Genomic DNA, 15,224 nt, shown 5'->3' on the forward strand with positions numbered 1-15,224 from the left:
GCACTGCTCTCCGTTGAGAACAACAATCTCACTCGCTCGGCGCCTTGGCAAGAGCAGTGCTCTCTTTTGTGGCAGACTTGTCGGCATGACCGCCGCATCGATCCGGGCTCGCGTACGCGCCGAGATGACCGACGAGATCAAAACCGTGGCCCGGCGCCACCTCGCCACCGACGGGGCGAACCTGTCGCTGCGCGCGGTCGCCCGGGACCTGGGCATGGCCTCGTCCGCCGTCTACCGCTACTTCGCGAGCCGGGACGAGCTGCTCACGGCCATGATCATCGACGCGTACGACGCTCTGGGCGGCACCGCCGAGGCAGCGGTGAGCGGCAGCGGCTTCACCGACCGGTTCCTGAGCGTCTGCCACTCGGTCCGCGACTGGGCGCTGGCCCATCCGCACGAGTGGGCGCTGATCTACGGCAGCCCGGTCCCGGGCTACCAGGCGCCCCGGGACACGGTCGGCCCGGCCATCCGGGTGATCCTGGTGATCGGCCGGATCGTCGGCGACGCGTCCGCCGCGGGCGAGGCGGCGGCCGGCGAGCCGGTCAGCGGCGCGCTCGGCGACGAGCTGGCGTACGTGGCCGAGCAGACCGCCCCGGGCACCCCGCCGCAGCTGGTCGCCCGGGCCATCGGGGCCTGGATCCACCTCTGCGGCGCGGTCAGCGCGGAACTCTTCGGGCAGCTCAACAACACGATCGAGGCCCGCCGCGAGTTCTTCGAGCTGCAGATGCGCGGCGCCGCCGCGCTGATCAGCCGGCCGGGCTAACGCCGCCGGGCGTGGATCACGTGGCCACCCGGGGTGTCCGCGGGCACGTCGGGACGGCCGAACCAGCGGGCGGCCAGCTGGGCCGGCCCCAGGTCCTCCCGCTCGTCGAAGCCACGCCCGCGCAGCTCGGCGGCCAGCTCGTCCGGCAGGAAGTACGTCCGCCAGGGCTCACCGATGCTCGCCACCCGGGCCGCGCGCGCCTCGAGGGCGGCCTGCCGCTCGGGTGACATCGACGAGGGCGGCATCGCGTAGTCGAAGACGACCTGCGCCCGCGGCGTGGCCGCGATCAGCGAAAGCGTCTCGTCGAAGCCCGCGCGGCTCAGATACGGCACCACGCCGAGCCACAGGAAGAACGCCGCCTCCTCCGGTGCGAGCCGGTCGGCGAGCGACTCCCGTTCGAAATCCACCGGCAGGTACGTCAGCGACTCCGGCACCGCGATGCCCGCCGCGGCCAGCCGTTCCCGCTTGAACGCCTGGGTGTCCGGGTGGTCGACCTCGACGACCCGCAGCTCCGGCCACGGGTTGCGGTACGCGAACGTGTCCAGCCCCGCGCCCAGCACCACCACCTGACGGGTGCCGTCGCGCACCGCCGCGGCCAGGGCGTCCTCGGCGAACCGGGTGCGGGCGGCGATGAACAGGCGCATGGCCCGGCGGCCCGGCGCCTCCTCGGCGTCCGGCGGCACCCCGAGGATGCGGACAGCCAGCGGGTCGGTGAAGATCTCACCGCCCTCGATGAGCTGGTGGGCCGCCCGGTAACGGGCCGCGCTGAACGCGGTGCGGCTGGGCTGTCCGGTCTCCATCAGGGCGTCCAGCTCGCTCGGGCCATGTCCACGTACTCCCCCTTCAGCGGCACGCCCTCGCTGAGCAGCCGTTGCCGTGCCTCCTGCTCGTGCCCGGGCGGCATCCGCCCGGCGCTGGTGACGACCCGGTGCCAGGGGACCCCGCCGCCGTGCCGGGCCATGATCGTGCCGACCTGCCGCGCCGAGTTGCGGCCCGAGATGTCGGCGAGCGCGTCCGCGACCGCCCCGTAGGACATGACGTGACCCTCCGGGATGCTCTCCACGAGCCGGAGGACCTCTTCGACGTACTCCTGCGGTGTCACCGACGCCACGATATGGGATCTCCGCTGGGTGCCGCAGGACCCGGCGCGCAGAATGGGCGGGTGCGGGAACAGGTGACGGGTGCGCGACGGATCGTGGTCAAGGTGGGCTCGTCCTCGCTGACCACGGCGGCCGGCGGGATAGACGAGCAGCGGGTGGACGCCCTCGTCGATGCCATCGGCGATCTCGCCACGCAGGGCCGGGAGATGGTGCTGGTCTCCAGCGGCGCCATCGCCGCCGGCCTGGCCCCGCTGAAACTGCGCCGGCGTCCGCGTGACCTGGCCACCCAGCAGGCCGCGGCGTCCGTGGGCCAAGGACTGCTGATCGGGCGGTACGCGGCCGGCTTCGCCCGGCACGGGCTGACCGTGGGGCAGATCCTGCTCACCGTCGACGACGTCACCCGGCGCGCGCACTACCGCAACGCGTACCGGACGCTGCGCAAGCTGCTCGACCTGGGCGCCCTGCCGATCGTCAACGAGAACGACACGGTGGCCACCGAGGAGATCCGCTTCGGTGACAACGACCGGCTCGCCGCCCTGGTGGCCGCCCTGGTCCAGGCCGATCTGCTGGTGCTGCTGTCCGACGTGGACGCGCTCTACACCGGTGACCCGGCGTCGCCGGCCGCCCGCCGCATCGACGTGGTCCGCGACGAGACCGATCTGGCCGACGTCTCGGTCGGCGCGGCCGGCCGGTCCGGCGTCGGCACGGGCGGGATGGTGACCAAGGTCGAGGCGGCCCGGATCGCCACCGGCTTCGGCATCCCGGTGGTCCTGACCGCCGCGCCGCTGGCCGCCGCCGCCCTGTCCGGCGACGAGGTGGGCACGCTGTTCCACGCGGTCGAGCACCGCCCGGCGGCGCGGCTGTTCTGGCTGGCCCACGCCACGTCGCCGCGCGGGCGCCTGCACCTGGACCCGGGCGCGGTGGCCGCGGTCGTGGCCCGGCGCAAGTCGCTGCTGCCGGCCGGGATCACCGCGGTGGACGGTTCCTTCGTCTCCGGCGACCCGGTCGACCTGGTGGACGCGGGCTCCGGCACGTCGGTCGCCCGCGGCCTGGTCAACTACGACGCGGTGGAGCTGCCGGCGCTGCTGGGTCGCTCCACGCCGGAGCTGGCCGCGGCGCTGGGCCCCGGTTACGAACGAGAGGTGGTCCACCGGGACGACCTGGTCCTGCTGTGACCACGGGGCATGACTTCACCGGCTCGCCGGTGCAGGATGGTGCAGTCGCCGTCCGTCACGGCGCAACGAACGAGGAGTCTTCATGACTGTGCTTCAGCAGGCCGCCGAGGCCCGGGTGGCCGGCATCGAGCTGGCCGCCGCCACCCGCGCCGAGAAGGACGCCGCGCTGCTGCTGATGGCGGAGCGGCTGGTCGAGCGCACCGAGGACATCGTCGCCGCCAACGCGGTGGACGTGCAGAACGCCCGTACCGGTGGGTTGTCCGAGGCCATGATCGACCGGCTGACGCTGACCGCCGAGCGGGTCGCCGCGATGGCCGACGGCCTGCGGCAGCTGGCCGCCCTGCCCGACCCGGTCGGCGACGTGGCGCGCGGCTCGACCCTGGCCAACGGCCTGGAGCTGCGTCAGGTCCGGGTGCCGTTCGGCGTGGTCGGCATCATCTACGAGGGCCGGCCCAACGTGACGGCGGACGCGGCGGGCATCTGCCTGAAGTCCGGCAACGCGGTGCTGCTGCGCGGTTCCGGCTCGGCGCAGAGCTCGAACGCGGCGATCGTCTCGGTGCTGCGCAAGGCCGTCGCCGACGCGCACCTGCCGGCCAACACCATCCAGCTGCTGGACGCCACGACCCGCGACTCGGTCAAGGAGCTGATGCGCGCACGCGGCCTGGTCGACGTGCTGATCCCGCGGGGCGGCGCCTCGCTGATCAAGACCGTGGTCGAGGAGTCGACGGTCCCGGTGATCGAGACTGGCGTCGGCAACTGCCACGTGTACGTCGACGAGGGCGCCGATCTGGAGAAGGCCCTCGGTGTGGTGCTCAACTCGAAGACCCAGCGGCTGTCCACCTGCAACACGGCGGAGTCGCTGCTGGTGCACTCGGCGCTGGCCGAGTCGTTCCTACCGCTGGTGATCGAGGAGCTGGTGGCGGCCGGCGTGACCGTGCACGGCGACCCCCGGGTGGCCGGCTTCGAGGGCGTGGTGCCGGCGACCGCGGAGGACTGGGGCAAGGAATACCTGTCGGCGGACATCGCCGTCGCGGTGGTCGACTCCCTGGACGACGCGCTGGACCACATCCGCCGCTACGGCACCGGCCACACCGAGGCGATCGTGACCGAGAGCCTGGTGGCGGCCCGGCGCTTCGCGGCCCGGGTGGACGCGGCCGCCGTGATGATCAACGCCTCGACCCGCTTCACCGACGGCGGCGAGTTCGGCTTCGGCGCGGAGATCGGCATCAGCACCCAGAAGCTGCACGCCCGCGGCCCGATGGGCCTGCCCGAGCTGACCTCGACCAAGTACATCGTCACGGGCAACGGCCACACCCGCTGAGGGGACTCAGCGCCGGGCGGTGGACCAGGTCCGGCACGCGCGGATGGCGGTCAGCGTGGTGTTCACGTCGAACAGCGGCCCCTCGTCGCTGTCCCAGCCGCCGTCCGTGCGCTGCGTCTCGCTCAGCCGCTTGCGGGCGCTCTGCAGCAGCCAGTCGTCACCGAGATTGACCCGGCGCAGGGCGGCCGCCATGTTCGCCGCGTCCGCCGGGGACATGTCGGGCAGCCGGTCGCCGAGCACCAGCTGCACCCGCGCCGACTCGTAGAAGAACTGCTGCTCGTGCAGCAGCCCGGCGGCGTGCCAGCCGGTCGCCAGGAAGGACGGCCAGGTGCCTTCCGGGCGCAGCTGGGCGACCACGAACCGGGCGGCGGCCTGCAGCGTCGCCGCATAGCGGGCCGGGGCCTCATGGTGCGGGTGGGCCTCGACCTCGGCCACGGTGAGCCAGAAGCCGGCCACCGCCGTCAGGTAAAGGGTCGCCTCCGGGTCACCGGGCATCGCCCAGGCCGGCGCCTCGGCGGCCAGCGACTCGTCCTCCTGCCAGGTGCCGTCCTGGCGCTGCACGGAGGCCAGCCAGGCCAGCGCGCGCTCGACCGCAGGACCGTGCAACCCGCCGAGGTCGTCGAGCTCGGCCAGGCGGAAACAGGTGGCGTCGACCGAGGGCACGGAACCGTCCCCGGCCGCGGGCCAGCCGCCCGCCGGGGTCTGCTCGATCTCGATCCGTTCCAGCGCCGAGGCCGGCGGCGGCGTGCCCGTCCGCAGGTAGGACAACCGGGCCCGTTCCACCGGGTCGCCGTGCGCCACGACGTATCCGATCGCCGCATCGATGTCGACCACGACGGTGACGCTACAGCTCGACCCCCCGTTCCGCTGCGGTGTCTTGGTAACTGTCTAATAGGTCCGCTCCGTCCGCCTTGGTCACATCCGATAAACGCAGAGTGACTGCCAGGAGGAGCTACCGCAGGGCCGATCCGGTTTCCGTGACAGGGCGTATATGCAGCGACGGCCGCCGACCCCGAAAGGGATCGACGGCCGTCACGCTGACGGATGACTCAGTACGACGGCAGGGACGGGTCCACGGTGTTGACCCAGGACACGATGCCGCCCTGGACGTGCACGGCGTCCTTGAACCCGGCCGCCTTCAGCGCGGCGAGCGCCTCGGCCGAGCGGACACCCGACTTGCAGTGCAGCACGATCTGCCGGTCCTGCGGGAAGCGCGCCAGCGCCTCACCGGACAGGATGTCGCCCTTGGGGATCAGGGTCGCCCCCGGGATGCTCACGATCTCGTACTCGGCCGGCTCGCGGACGTCGACCAGGAACATGTCCTTGCCGGAGTCCTGCCATTCCTTGAGCTCGCGGGCCGTGATCGTCGCGTTGAGGGTGGCCTCCTGCGCCTCCTCGGAGACCGCGCCGCAGAAGTCGTCGTAGTCCTCGAGCAGGTCGGTGACGGTCGGGTTCTCCCCGCAGAGCGCGCAGTTCGGGTCCTTGCGCACCTTGATCTTGCGGTATTCCATCTCCAGGGCGTCGTAGACCATCAGCTTGCCGACCAGCGGCTCACCGATGCCCGTGATCAGCTTGATCGCCTCGTTGACCTGGATGGAACCGATCGACGCGCAGAGCACGCCCAGCACGCCACCCTCGGCGCAGGACGGGACCATGCCGGGCGGGGGCGGCTCCGGGTAGAGGCAGCGGTAGCAGGGACCGTGCTCCTCCCAGAACACCGACGCCTGACCGTCGAAGCGGTAGATCGAGCCCCAGACGTACGGCTTGCCGAGCAGGACCGCCGCGTCGTTGACCATGTAACGGGTCGCGAAGTTGTCGGTGCCGTCGACGATCAGGTCGTACTGGCTGAAGATCTCCTTGACGTTGTCGCGGTCCAGCGCGGTGTTGTGAATGATCACGTTCACCAGCGGGTTGATCTCCCGGATGCTGTCCGCGGCGGACTCGGCCTTGGGCCGGCCCACGTCGGAGACGCCGTGGATGATCTGGCGCTGGAGATTGGACTCGTCGACGGTGTCGAAGTCGATGATGCCGAGCGTGCCCACCCCGGCGGCGGCCAGGTAGAGCAGGGCGGGAGAGCCGAGACCACCCGCGCCGACGGCCAGGACCTTGGCGTTCTTCAGCCGCTTCTGCCCGTCCATCCCGACGTCGGGGATGATCAGGTGACGCGAGTAGCGGCGGATCTCGTCGATGCTCAGCTCGGCGGCCGGCTCGACGAGCGGGGGCAGTGACACGGTGAACTCCCCGGGATCGACGATGTGAGACCCCATTGTTGCTCGTCCGTTGCCGGAATGGACATGACGTGGAACACCGGCCCGACATGCGGGACGGGGGAATGCGGGGTCAGCCGACGGGGTTACCGGCGTACCGCTCGCCCTCCACGTACGGCCAGGGATGGGGGACGCACCCCTTGAGCCCGTAGGTCTGCTGCATCATGACCGGCGCGAGCTTCCCCTCGCCCGGACAGACCTCATGACCGTGGCCCAGCTGGTGCCCGACCTCATGGTTGATCGCGTACGCCCGGTACGCGGCCAGCGGGGCACCGTAGCCGGGCACCGCGGCCTGCCAGCGATCGTTGTTGATGACCACCTGACCGGGCAGCCGGCACGACGTGAAGCCCTCGGTACGCAGGCCGCCCTCGGCGCACATCTTCTCGGAGGTGGCGGCCGAGGCCAGGTAGACGGTGAACTCGGCGGCGGCCGGGCCCGGCACCCGCTGGAACCGGAACTGCCGCCCGGCGATCCAGCTCCGCGGATCACCCAATATCCGATCGATCTCCTCGGCGAAGTTCCCGCCGTCGCCGGACGCGAGCCGCTTCTCCACCGCCACCCTGAACCGCCGCAGCGTTCCTGAGCTGCCGAGCACGGGCCCGTGGCCACCGGCGAAGACGAACCGGGCCGCGGCCGGCTTGCTCTGCGCCTTGTCGGCGGCGTCGGGCGGCACGGCGGCCCGCGCGGGAGTGGTCACCGCGGCAGCTGCCGGCTCCTGCCGGTCGGCGGCCGGCCGCGGCGGGGCGGGGGCCGGCACAGCGCCGGCGTCGGCGGTCTCGTCACGCATGGCCTGGCCTATCACGAGGACGATGACGGTGAGGAGCAGGAAGAACAGGACGACAGCACGGCGGCGGCGCGCCAGCATCCTGGCGGCCGGCGTGGAGTAGCGAGGCGCGATGGGCATGACAGGTGCCACGTTGCCAGAGGCTGTGGCCCATCACCGGCGTTTGGCGTGACTCCTCAGAGGGACGGGCCCACGAACCGGTGACCGTTGCGGCGGGGCCACGCGTACGGCACGCAGCCCCGTACGGTCAGGCTCTGCTGCACCATGACCGGCGCCGGCCCGCCGCGCTTCGGGCAGCCCTCGTGACTGTGGCCCAGCTCGTGGCCGGTCTCGTGGTTGATCACGTACTGCCGGTAGACGGTGATCGGCACCTTCGCGTCGCGGTACGGCTTGGCCGACAGCCGCCAGCGGTCCAGGTTGATGATCACGCGACCGGTGGACCGGCACGACGTGTACGGTCGCCCGTTCACCGTGATGTTGACCCCGCCGATCCGGCACATCCGCCCGGCCGTGTCGCGGGTGGCGAGGTAGACCGTGAAGGTCGCCTTCTCGCTGCCGGACACCCGCTGCAGCCGCAGCCGGCCGTCGCCGATCCAGCTGCGCCGGTCCCCCAGCGTCGCCTCCACCTGCGCCGCGAAGGCCGCCACGTCCTCGTTGCTGCCCCGCTCGACCGCGACCCGGAAACGCCGCAGCTCGCCCTTGGTGCCCAGCACCCGGCCCCGCCCGGTCGCGTACGTGAACTTGCCCGTGCCCCTGGTGGGCACCGCGCCGGCCAGCGCGAGCAGATCCTGCGGCGCTGCCGCCGAGGTCGCCGGAACGGAAGGCGTCGGTGCGACCGGCGACGAGACGGCAGTCGAGGGCGGAGGAGCCGACGGGACAGCGGTGGGACGCGGCGGATCAGACGGCCGCACCAGCCAGGCCACCCCGAGCAGAACCACGATCACCAGGCCCAGGAACCACCAGCGGCGCCGGCGTGCACCCCGTCCGGCAGCCGCCACGGGGAGGCGTGACTCGATCATCGGGAGCCAGCGTGCCACACCTCACCGGCGCTGTCCGCCCGGCCGTAGCTCCGGGCGACCTTGCTCACGCCGGGGGCGCCACCCGGCGCTCGCCGCCCCGGCCGACCGGCGAGCCGACATCCGCCAGCATGCCCACCACAGCCCGCGCGACCAGGCGCGGAACCTCCATCTGGGCGACGTGGCCGACGCCCGGCAGCACCAGCAGCCGGCTGTCCGGGATCGCCTTGGCCACCTGCGCCGGCACCCGCGGGTCGACCAGCTCGTCCTTGAGGCCGCCGATCACCAGGGTGGGCGCGGTGATCCGCGCGGCCAGCCGCCACTGCGAATTCACCCCCGGCAGGTACGCCCGCAGGAAGCTCGACACCAGCCCGCGCAACGTCCCCAGATAAGCCTTCGAGTAGTGCTCGACCGTGTAGCGGAGCTTGATCTCCTCGATGGCCTCCGCGCGGCGCTGCGGGCTCACCTTCGTGGTGTCACCGAAGCAGGCGAGCAGCACCTGCTGGGCCATCTGCTCCGGGGTCAGCCGGGCCATCCCCCAGGCGAGGAGGCGGTCGGCGCGCGGCAGCGCGAGCAGCGGCAGCACCGGGCCCTGCGCCGTGCGCCGGGGGTCGAGGAAGGGCATGGCCGGCGAGATCAGCGTCAAGGTCCGGATCAGGTCGGGGCGCAGGGCGGCCACCCGTACGCAGATCGAGCCGCCCAGCGAGTTGCCGACCAGGTGGACCGGGCCGCGTGCGGCGTACTCCAGATAGCCGATCAGCTTGTCGGCGAACGCCGCGATGGAGTAGCGCGGGCTGGGATCGCTGTAGCCGAAGCCGGGCAGGTCCACGGCTTGGCCGTCGAGCCGGTCCGCGAGCAGGCCGGCGAAATCGGTCCAGTTCTGCGAGGAGCCGCCCAGGCCGTGCACGTAGACGGCGGGCTCGGCCTCCGGCGTGGTGCCCGGGGTGTCCCGGACGTGCAGCATCGCCCCGTCGATCATGACCCGGCGGGCCGGCCACGGCGGCGGCACCGCACCGTCCGGAGGCAGGACGTCGTCGCCGGCGAGGATCGCACCCTTCATCAGGACAACAGTGCCTCAAGACGACGGTTGACCGCATTGAGTGTGGCGCGCACCATGGCGTGCCGGTCGTCACCGGTGATCACGGCGGAACCGGAGAGCTGCTCGACCCAGCCCCCGACCGACAGCAGCATGACCACCACGGCGACCTGCATCGACCCGAACGGCACGGCCGCGGCGTGCTCGACGAAACACTTCGCCGGGCCGTCCGCGTGATCGGAGGTGGTGAGCAGCTCGTCGACGGCCCGGGCGGTGGCCAACGCGCACAGCCGCAGCAGGTAGCCGTCGACCGCAGGCCCGGTGGCCTCACCGGCCGCGATCTGACCGTTGACGGTGAGCCGCACCTCGACGGTGGCCTCGGTGCCGAACGTGTTGACCCGGACGTTCTCGATCATCACCCGCGGGCCGGGACGCTCGCCGATGTCCAGCGGGCGGGGCGGGGCGGGCTCGACGCTGGTCGGGGCCTCGCTGAGGGTCGGGCGCTCGTTCGAGCTCTGCCGGTCGTCGGCGGCCTGCCGGGTCCCTGTGCCTTGGCGGCTGCCCGGGCCCTGGCGCTCGCCGAGGCCTTGGCGGTCGCTCACGCTCTGCCGGGCGACGGCGCCCGGGCGATCGCTCGGGCTCCGGTCACCCAGGCCACGTTCGCCCGGGCTTTGGCGGTCGCTCACGCCCGGTCGCTCGCTCCTGGACTGCCGCTCGTCGGCATCCTGCCGCTCGCTCGGGCGCGTCAGCTCATCATCGGCCCGCCGCTCACTAGGCCGCGTCAGTTCATCGGCCGGGCGACGCTCGCTGGGCCGTGACAGCTCATCATCGGCCCGCCGCTCGCCGGGACGGGTCAGCTCATCGGCCGCCCGCCGCTCGCCGGACCGTGACAGATCATCAGAGCTTCGCCGGTCGCCCGGGCGGGTCAGCTCATCAGAGCTTCGCCGCTCGCCCGGGCGGGTCAGCTCATCAGAGCTTCGCCGCTCGCCCGGGCGGGTCAGCTCGTCGGGCGCCTGCCGGGACGAGTAGCTGCCGGAACTGAGGCCGGGACCGGGGACCGGCCGGCCGGTCGGGTTGGGCTGGCTCGGCACGAACGGCGCGACCGGCGGAGCGGACGCCTGGGCCGCCGGAGGCGCGGAAGCCGGTGCCACCGGAGGCGACGACGCCGGCGCGGACCCCGAGTAGGCCGGCGGCCCTGAGCGCGGAGCCGGCGGCGCCGACCGCGGAGCCACCGGAGCCTCCGCGGGCCCGGAGAGCGGCGAGGCACCCTTCATCGCGGCGTCCAGACCCATCCGGTCCTGCAGCAGCCGCGCGACCTGCCGGCTCACCTCGGCCGGGTCGGCGCCCTCGGACAGGTCCAGCCGCAGACTGTGCGCACCCGCCGGGGTGGACCGCAGCGACGCGTCCCGCACCCCTTCGACCTCGCGGACCGCCGCCAGGATGGCGTTCACGTCGAAGCCCTCCTGCCGTTCCTGCGCCGACAGCACGTCACCGCGGCGCAGGTGCGTCGCGATGCGGGCCAGCGCGGGGGTCTCGGCGGGTGGCTCCACGGACGGCGGCTCCGGGACGGTGGGAACGTCCGGCTGGGCCGGGACGCGCTGCGGCAAAGCGGGGAAGGACTGCTCCCCCGTGCTGCCCGTGCCGGGGTCGCCGGTGGAACGGCCGGGGAACGCCGGGGGCTGGGCGGCGGTCTCGTACGGCAGGCGGCGGGGAAAGCTGGTGGGATCGTACGACGGCCGGAGCATGCTTTGATCACCGGAACGCGACTCGTCGGTAGCCTGCGGCTGGGCGACCCTGGGCAGGCCTTCCAGCGGTGTCGGCGGGTCCAGCGCGTGGCGGGCGGACTCGGTCGTCATCCAGTCGGGCCGCCGGCCTCCGGGAGTCGCCGGGCGTACCGCCGGGAAAGGCCGCTCGGCCGGCACGGCCGCACGCTGCTGGCCCGCCTGCGGACGCGGCGGCTCCTGGCGCGCGTCGTCGAGATCACCCTCGTACGGGTAAGGCGGCGCACTGGCCGGCAGGTTGCCGTTGACCGCACGCAGCTCGGTGGTGTCCTGCGCGTCCGGGCGCAGCAGCTCGGGCGCGAGCGGATTCGGGCGGGGCACCCCGGCCCGCGGCTCGTCGTCCCGCGGCTCGCCACCGTTGGGTGACAGGTGGGCGAGCAGGTCCTCGTAGCGGGAGCGGCTGTCCGACCAGCGCGGGGCGGCCGCGTTCTCGAGCGGGAACGGCCCCTGCGGCTCGGGCGCCGGGGAGAAGGAGGGCGGGGGCGGCGGCATCGTGAACGGGCGGATCTCCCCCGAAGGAGGGTCCGCCGGCGGGGGCCGCTCCTGGGTGAACGGGCGGATCTCGGTGGCGGGCCGGCGCCAGGCGGGCACCTCGGTCTCCGGGTCGAGCGCCGAGCCCGCGTTGGACCACGGGCTCTCCCGCGCGGCCCAGCCGTTCAGCAGGGTGCGGTCGCGCGATTCAGCCCCGGTGCCGCCGTCCGCTGCACCGGCGTCCCCGGAATGCCCTGTTTCGTCCACCGTGCGCTCCTCGCTTGCCCCCGCTGAGGCTACCGTGTGCTTGCAGTGGCGATAAGTTGCAGCGTCGCGACAATTGCCCGCCCGGCAAGCGACAGACGGCGAACCGGGCAATCCGCGCCCTACCGCGGGGGAAACACATCTCGGAGGTACACATGACCGCTGCGTCCGGCGGGGCACAGACGGCGGGGCGCCCCACGCGTCTGCCGCGCTCCGCGCGCCGTAAGCAGCTGCTTGCCGCCGCGCAGCAGATCTTCGTGGCACAGGGCTATCACGCCGCCGCCATGGACGAGATCGCCGAACAGGCCGGCGTTTCCAAGCCTGTGCTCTACCAGCACTTCCCCGGAAAGCTCGAGCTCTACCTGGCTCTGCTGGACACCCACTGCGACGCGATAATCGCCAAGGTGCGCGGCGCGATGCTGGCGACTCCGGACAACAAGGAGCGGGTCAAGGGCGCCGTCCGGGCGTACTTCGACTTCATGGACCACGAGAGCGAGGCCTTCCGCCTGGTCTTCGAGTCCGACCTGCGCAACGACCCCCAGGTCCGCGAGCGCGTCGAACGCGTCGAGCAGGGCTGCATCGCCGCGGTCACGGACACGGTCGTCTCCGACACCGGCCAGAACCAGGCGAACGCCGAACTGCTGGCCTCCGGACTGGTCGGCGCGGCCGGCCAGGCGGCCCAGTACTGGCTGGCGAGCGGCCGGCAGACCCCCAAGGCCGAGGCGGAAGCCCTGGTCGCTGCCCTTATCTGGCGGGGTATCGCCAGCTTCCCGCTGCAGGGTGAGTCAACGCCCGGTACGTCCGGGGAAATCGGCTAGCCTTCATGTCGGAAGACATCTGAGGAGGAGGACCCCGTGGAGGTCAAGATCGGCGTGCAGTACGCCCCGCGCGAGCTGGTGCTGGAGAGCGCGCAGACGCCGGCTGAGGTCGAGCAGGCCGTGACCGAGGCGATGGCCAAGGACAGCGTTCTCACCCTGACCGACGAGAAGGGCCGCAAGGTGATCGTCCCGATCGCCAAGGTGGCCTACGTGGAGATCGCCGAGAAGTCCGAGCGACCGTTCGGCTTCACCACGCGATAACCGGCACAGCACGGCACCGACCGCAGGGAGTCCCGGACGGGACTCCCTGCGGTTTCTATACAGCACCGTCACCTTTGCGCTGAGGTGCGGAATCTCTCTGTCGGGTAGACTTGCCGTTGTCGCCGTCGACGTCGGCTCGATATATCGAGTCGCCGCGGCGACGCGCGTGCGGCCCGCGAGCATCTCGCGTGTGGCCCGCGCCCTACCAGACCGCGCCCCAGGACTTCGACGGGCGCACCACGAGAGGCACCCGCAGAACTCCATGACCGACATCGAGAACACCGAAACCGAACCTGTCGCCGACCCGGCGGCGGCCCTCGCCGCAGAACCGGCCCTCGTCCCCGTCCTGAACCGCGCGCCCGTCCGCCCGGACAGCCCCACCTTCGCTGAGCTGGGCGTCCGCGCGGAGACCGTGGAGGCGCTGGCGGCAGCCGGCATCACGCGCGCGTTCGCCATCCAGGAATACGCGCTCCCCATCGCCCTGCGCGGCACCGACCTGATCGGTCAGGCGCCGACCGGCACCGGCAAGACCCTCGGCTTCGGCCTGCCCCTGCTGGAGCGGGTGCTGGCCCCGAGCGAGGGCGCCGACGGCAAGCCGCAGGCGCTGATCGTCGTCCCGACCCGCGAGCTGGGCCTGCAGGTGGCCCGCGACCTGGCCGCCGCGGGCAGCACCCGCGGCGTGCGCGTGCTGCCGATCTACGGCGGCGTGGCGTACGAGCCGCAGGTCGACACCCTCAAGAAGGGCGTCGAGATCCTGGTCGGCACCCCCGGCCGCCTGCTCGACCTGGCCAAGCAGAAGCAGCTCAACCTGGGCTCGATCAAGGCCCTGGTGCTCGACGAGGCCGACCGGATGCTCGACCTGGGCTTCCTGGAGGACGTCGAGAAGATCCTGGCCATGCTCCCGGAACAGCGCCAGACGATGCTGTTCTCGGCGACCATGCCGGACCCGATCGTCGCGCTGAGCCGCCGCTTCCTGCACCACCCGGTGACCATCCACGCGGGCCACACCTCGGAGAGCGGCCCGTCACCGCTGACCAAGCAGGTCGTCTACCGCACCCACCCGCTGAACAAGCTGGAGATGGTGGCCCGGATCCTGCAGGCCCGCGACCGCGGCCTGACCATGATCTTCACCCGCACCAAGCGCGCCGCCGACCGGGTGGCCGAGGACCTCGACTTCCGCGGCTTCGCGGTCGCCGCCGTCCACGGTGACCTGGGTCAGGGGGCCCGCGAGCGGGCCCTGCGCGCGTTCCGCACCGGCAAGATCGACGTGCTGGTGGCCACCGACGTCGCGGCCCGTGGCCTGGACGTCTCCGGCGTCACCCACGTGATCAACTACGACTGCCCCGAGGACCCGGACACCTACACGCACCGCATCGGCCGCACCGGCCGCGCGGGCGCCACGGGCGTCGCGGTGACGTTCGTGGACTGGGAGGACATGCCGCGCTGGGTCCTCATCGACAAGTCGATGGGGCTCAACATGCCGCAGCCCCCGGAGACGTACCACACGTCCCCGGCGTTGTTCTCCGACCTGGACATCCCGGAGGGCATCTCGGGCACGCTGCCGACCGCCGGGCGCACCCGGGTGGGCCTGTCGGCCGAGGTCGAGGAGGACCTGGGTGGCACCCGCCGCCGGGGCAGCCGCGACGGTGGCCGCGACTCGAGCCGCAGCGGCGGTGGCCGCGGCGGGCGTGATGGTCGCGGCAGCGACCGCCCGGCCCGCGGACCCCGCCGCGAGGACGCGGCCCCCACGGCCCCGGCCCCCGCGGCGGAGGACGCCGAGGACAGGCCGCGCCGTCAGCGTCGCCGCCGCCGGGCGGGCGACCCCCTGACCACAACCGACGAGGGTACGGCCACAGCAACGTCCCCGGCCCCCCTCTTCTCGGACGGCTCCGAGGCGACTCCCGAGCTGGCTCCGACAGCAGAGGGCGACTCCGACGGCCAGTCCGACGACGGCGACAACGACGCAACGGGCCGCCCCCGCCGGCGTCGCCGCCGCGGTGGCCGGGGCACCCGCAGCGCCAGCGGCGCGGAGACGACCTCGGAGGACGGCGACTCGGCACCGGCCGCCACTGATTCGGCTCCGGCCGCGTCGGAATCGGCTCCGGCCGAGATGACCGGCGGCTCGGACGCCGGGGTCGGCACCGGCGCGCAGGACTGACCCACCGCA

At 72.7% G+C, this 15,224-nt stretch carries 14 protein-coding genes; 6 read left to right on the top strand and 8 right to left on the bottom strand.

The features are described 5' to 3' along the window. Window positions 1-85: 85 nt before the first annotated feature. Window positions 86-763 carry a TetR/AcrR family transcriptional regulator gene (locus tag ACWEOZ_RS14940; protein ID WP_451911228.1) on the top strand — a complete coding sequence of 226 codons (678 nt, stop codon included), beginning with the start codon at window positions 86-88 and terminating at the stop codon, window positions 761-763. Here the strand turns inward: ACWEOZ_RS14940 and ACWEOZ_RS14945 are convergent. After that, entirely contained in the window at window positions 760-1,563 is an 804-nt protein-coding gene (locus tag ACWEOZ_RS14945) for a class I SAM-dependent methyltransferase (protein ID WP_451911229.1), read from the bottom strand. The two genes, ACWEOZ_RS14940 and ACWEOZ_RS14945, sit on opposite strands and share 4 nt — an antisense overlap. Further along, window positions 1,563-1,865 carry an MGMT family protein gene (locus ACWEOZ_RS14950; RefSeq protein WP_360829927.1) on the bottom strand — a complete coding sequence of 101 codons (303 nt, stop codon included), beginning with the start codon at window positions 1,863-1,865 and terminating at the stop codon, window positions 1,563-1,565. Before ACWEOZ_RS14950 ends, ACWEOZ_RS14945 begins: the two co-directional genes overlap by 1 nt. Before the next feature lie 60 nt (window positions 1,866-1,925). Here ACWEOZ_RS14950 and proB point away from each other — a divergent pair, with 60 nt between their 5' ends. Further along, window positions 1,926-3,038, top strand: coding sequence for a glutamate 5-kinase (gene proB, locus ACWEOZ_RS14955; protein ID WP_451911230.1), 1,113 nt, complete (start codon window positions 1,926-1,928; stop codon window positions 3,036-3,038). A gap of 82 nt (window positions 3,039-3,120) precedes the next feature. Then, window positions 3,121-4,359 carry a glutamate-5-semialdehyde dehydrogenase gene (locus tag ACWEOZ_RS14960; protein ID WP_451911231.1) on the top strand — a complete coding sequence of 413 codons (1,239 nt, stop codon included), beginning with the start codon at window positions 3,121-3,123 and terminating at the stop codon, window positions 4,357-4,359. A 6-nt stretch (window positions 4,360-4,365) separates the two neighbouring features. Here the strand turns inward: ACWEOZ_RS14960 and ACWEOZ_RS14965 are convergent, their stop codons facing one another. From ACWEOZ_RS14965 to ACWEOZ_RS14990, 6 genes are all read right to left on the bottom strand, one after another. After that, complete coding sequence (locus ACWEOZ_RS14965; RefSeq protein ID WP_451911232.1) at window positions 4,366-5,193, bottom strand: prenyltransferase/squalene oxidase repeat-containing protein; 828 nt, start codon at window positions 5,191-5,193, stop codon at window positions 4,366-4,368. Between the two features lie 215 nt (window positions 5,194-5,408). Beyond that, a complete protein-coding gene (gene moeZ / locus ACWEOZ_RS14970) occupies window positions 5,409-6,626 on the bottom strand; it encodes an adenylyltransferase/sulfurtransferase MoeZ (RefSeq protein WP_451911233.1) in 1,218 nt (405 codons plus the stop codon). A 73-nt stretch (window positions 6,627-6,699) separates the two neighbouring features. After that, the gene (locus ACWEOZ_RS14975; RefSeq protein ID WP_451911234.1) at window positions 6,700-7,530 is read right to left on the bottom strand and encodes a DUF3152 domain-containing protein; all 831 of its coding nucleotides are present in this window, start codon (window positions 7,528-7,530) and stop codon (window positions 6,700-6,702) included. A gap of 56 nt (window positions 7,531-7,586) precedes the next feature. Then, complete coding sequence (locus tag ACWEOZ_RS14980) at window positions 7,587-8,429, bottom strand: DUF3152 domain-containing protein (RefSeq protein ID WP_451911235.1); 843 nt, start codon at window positions 8,427-8,429, stop codon at window positions 7,587-7,589. Between the two features lie 64 nt (window positions 8,430-8,493). Next, entirely contained in the window at window positions 8,494-9,486 is a 993-nt protein-coding gene (locus tag ACWEOZ_RS14985) for an alpha/beta fold hydrolase (protein WP_451911236.1), read from the bottom strand. Continuing rightward, the gene (locus ACWEOZ_RS14990) at window positions 9,486-11,981 is read right to left on the bottom strand and encodes a Daple (protein ID WP_451911237.1); all 2,496 of its coding nucleotides are present in this window, start codon (window positions 11,979-11,981) and stop codon (window positions 9,486-9,488) included. Before ACWEOZ_RS14990 ends, ACWEOZ_RS14985 begins: the two co-directional genes overlap by 1 nt. Before the next feature lie 152 nt (window positions 11,982-12,133). On the opposite strand from ACWEOZ_RS14990, the gene ACWEOZ_RS14995 reads away from it, so the two are divergent. From ACWEOZ_RS14995 to ACWEOZ_RS15005, 3 genes are all read left to right on the top strand, one after another. Beyond that, on the top strand, window positions 12,134-12,796 hold the full coding sequence (locus ACWEOZ_RS14995) for a TetR/AcrR family transcriptional regulator (protein ID WP_360551660.1): 663 nt from the start codon (window positions 12,134-12,136) through the stop codon (window positions 12,794-12,796). A 36-nt stretch (window positions 12,797-12,832) separates the two neighbouring features. After that, entirely contained in the window at window positions 12,833-13,057 is a 225-nt protein-coding gene (locus tag ACWEOZ_RS15000; protein ID WP_184997738.1) for a DUF3107 domain-containing protein, read from the top strand. A 262-nt stretch (window positions 13,058-13,319) separates the two neighbouring features. Further along, a complete protein-coding gene (locus tag ACWEOZ_RS15005) occupies window positions 13,320-15,215 on the top strand; it encodes a DEAD/DEAH box helicase (protein ID WP_451911238.1) in 1,896 nt (631 codons plus the stop codon). The last annotated feature ends 9 nt before the right edge of the window (window positions 15,216-15,224 follow it).

The sequence above is a fragment of the Actinoplanes sp. NPDC004185 genome, from assembly GCF_053603475.1.

Bases quoted from the DNA above. Each gene is read 5' to 3' on its own strand.
- ACWEOZ_RS14945 (WP_451911229.1), bottom strand. From the start codon at position 1,563: ATGGAGACCGGACAGCCCAGCCGCACCGCGTTCAGCGCGGCCCGTTAC.
- ACWEOZ_RS15005 (WP_451911238.1), top strand. From the start codon at position 13,320: ATGACCGACATCGAGAACACCGAAACCGAACCTGTCGCCGACCCGGCG.
- moeZ (WP_451911233.1), bottom strand. From the start codon at position 6,626: ATGGGGTCTCACATCGTCGATCCCGGGGAGTTCACCGTGTCACTGCCC.
- ACWEOZ_RS14975 (WP_451911234.1), bottom strand. From the start codon at position 7,530: ATGCCCATCGCGCCTCGCTACTCCACGCCGGCCGCCAGGATGCTGGCG.
- ACWEOZ_RS14940 (WP_451911228.1), top strand. From the start codon at position 86: ATGACCGCCGCATCGATCCGGGCTCGCGTACGCGCCGAGATGACCGAC.
- ACWEOZ_RS14960 (WP_451911231.1), top strand. From the start codon at position 3,121: ATGACTGTGCTTCAGCAGGCCGCCGAGGCCCGGGTGGCCGGCATCGAG.
- ACWEOZ_RS14985 (WP_451911236.1), bottom strand. From the start codon at position 9,486: ATGAAGGGTGCGATCCTCGCCGGCGACGACGTCCTGCCTCCGGACGGT.
- ACWEOZ_RS14995 (WP_360551660.1), top strand. From the start codon at position 12,134: ATGACCGCTGCGTCCGGCGGGGCACAGACGGCGGGGCGCCCCACGCGT.
- ACWEOZ_RS14980 (WP_451911235.1), bottom strand. From the start codon at position 8,429: ATGATCGAGTCACGCCTCCCCGTGGCGGCTGCCGGACGGGGTGCACGC.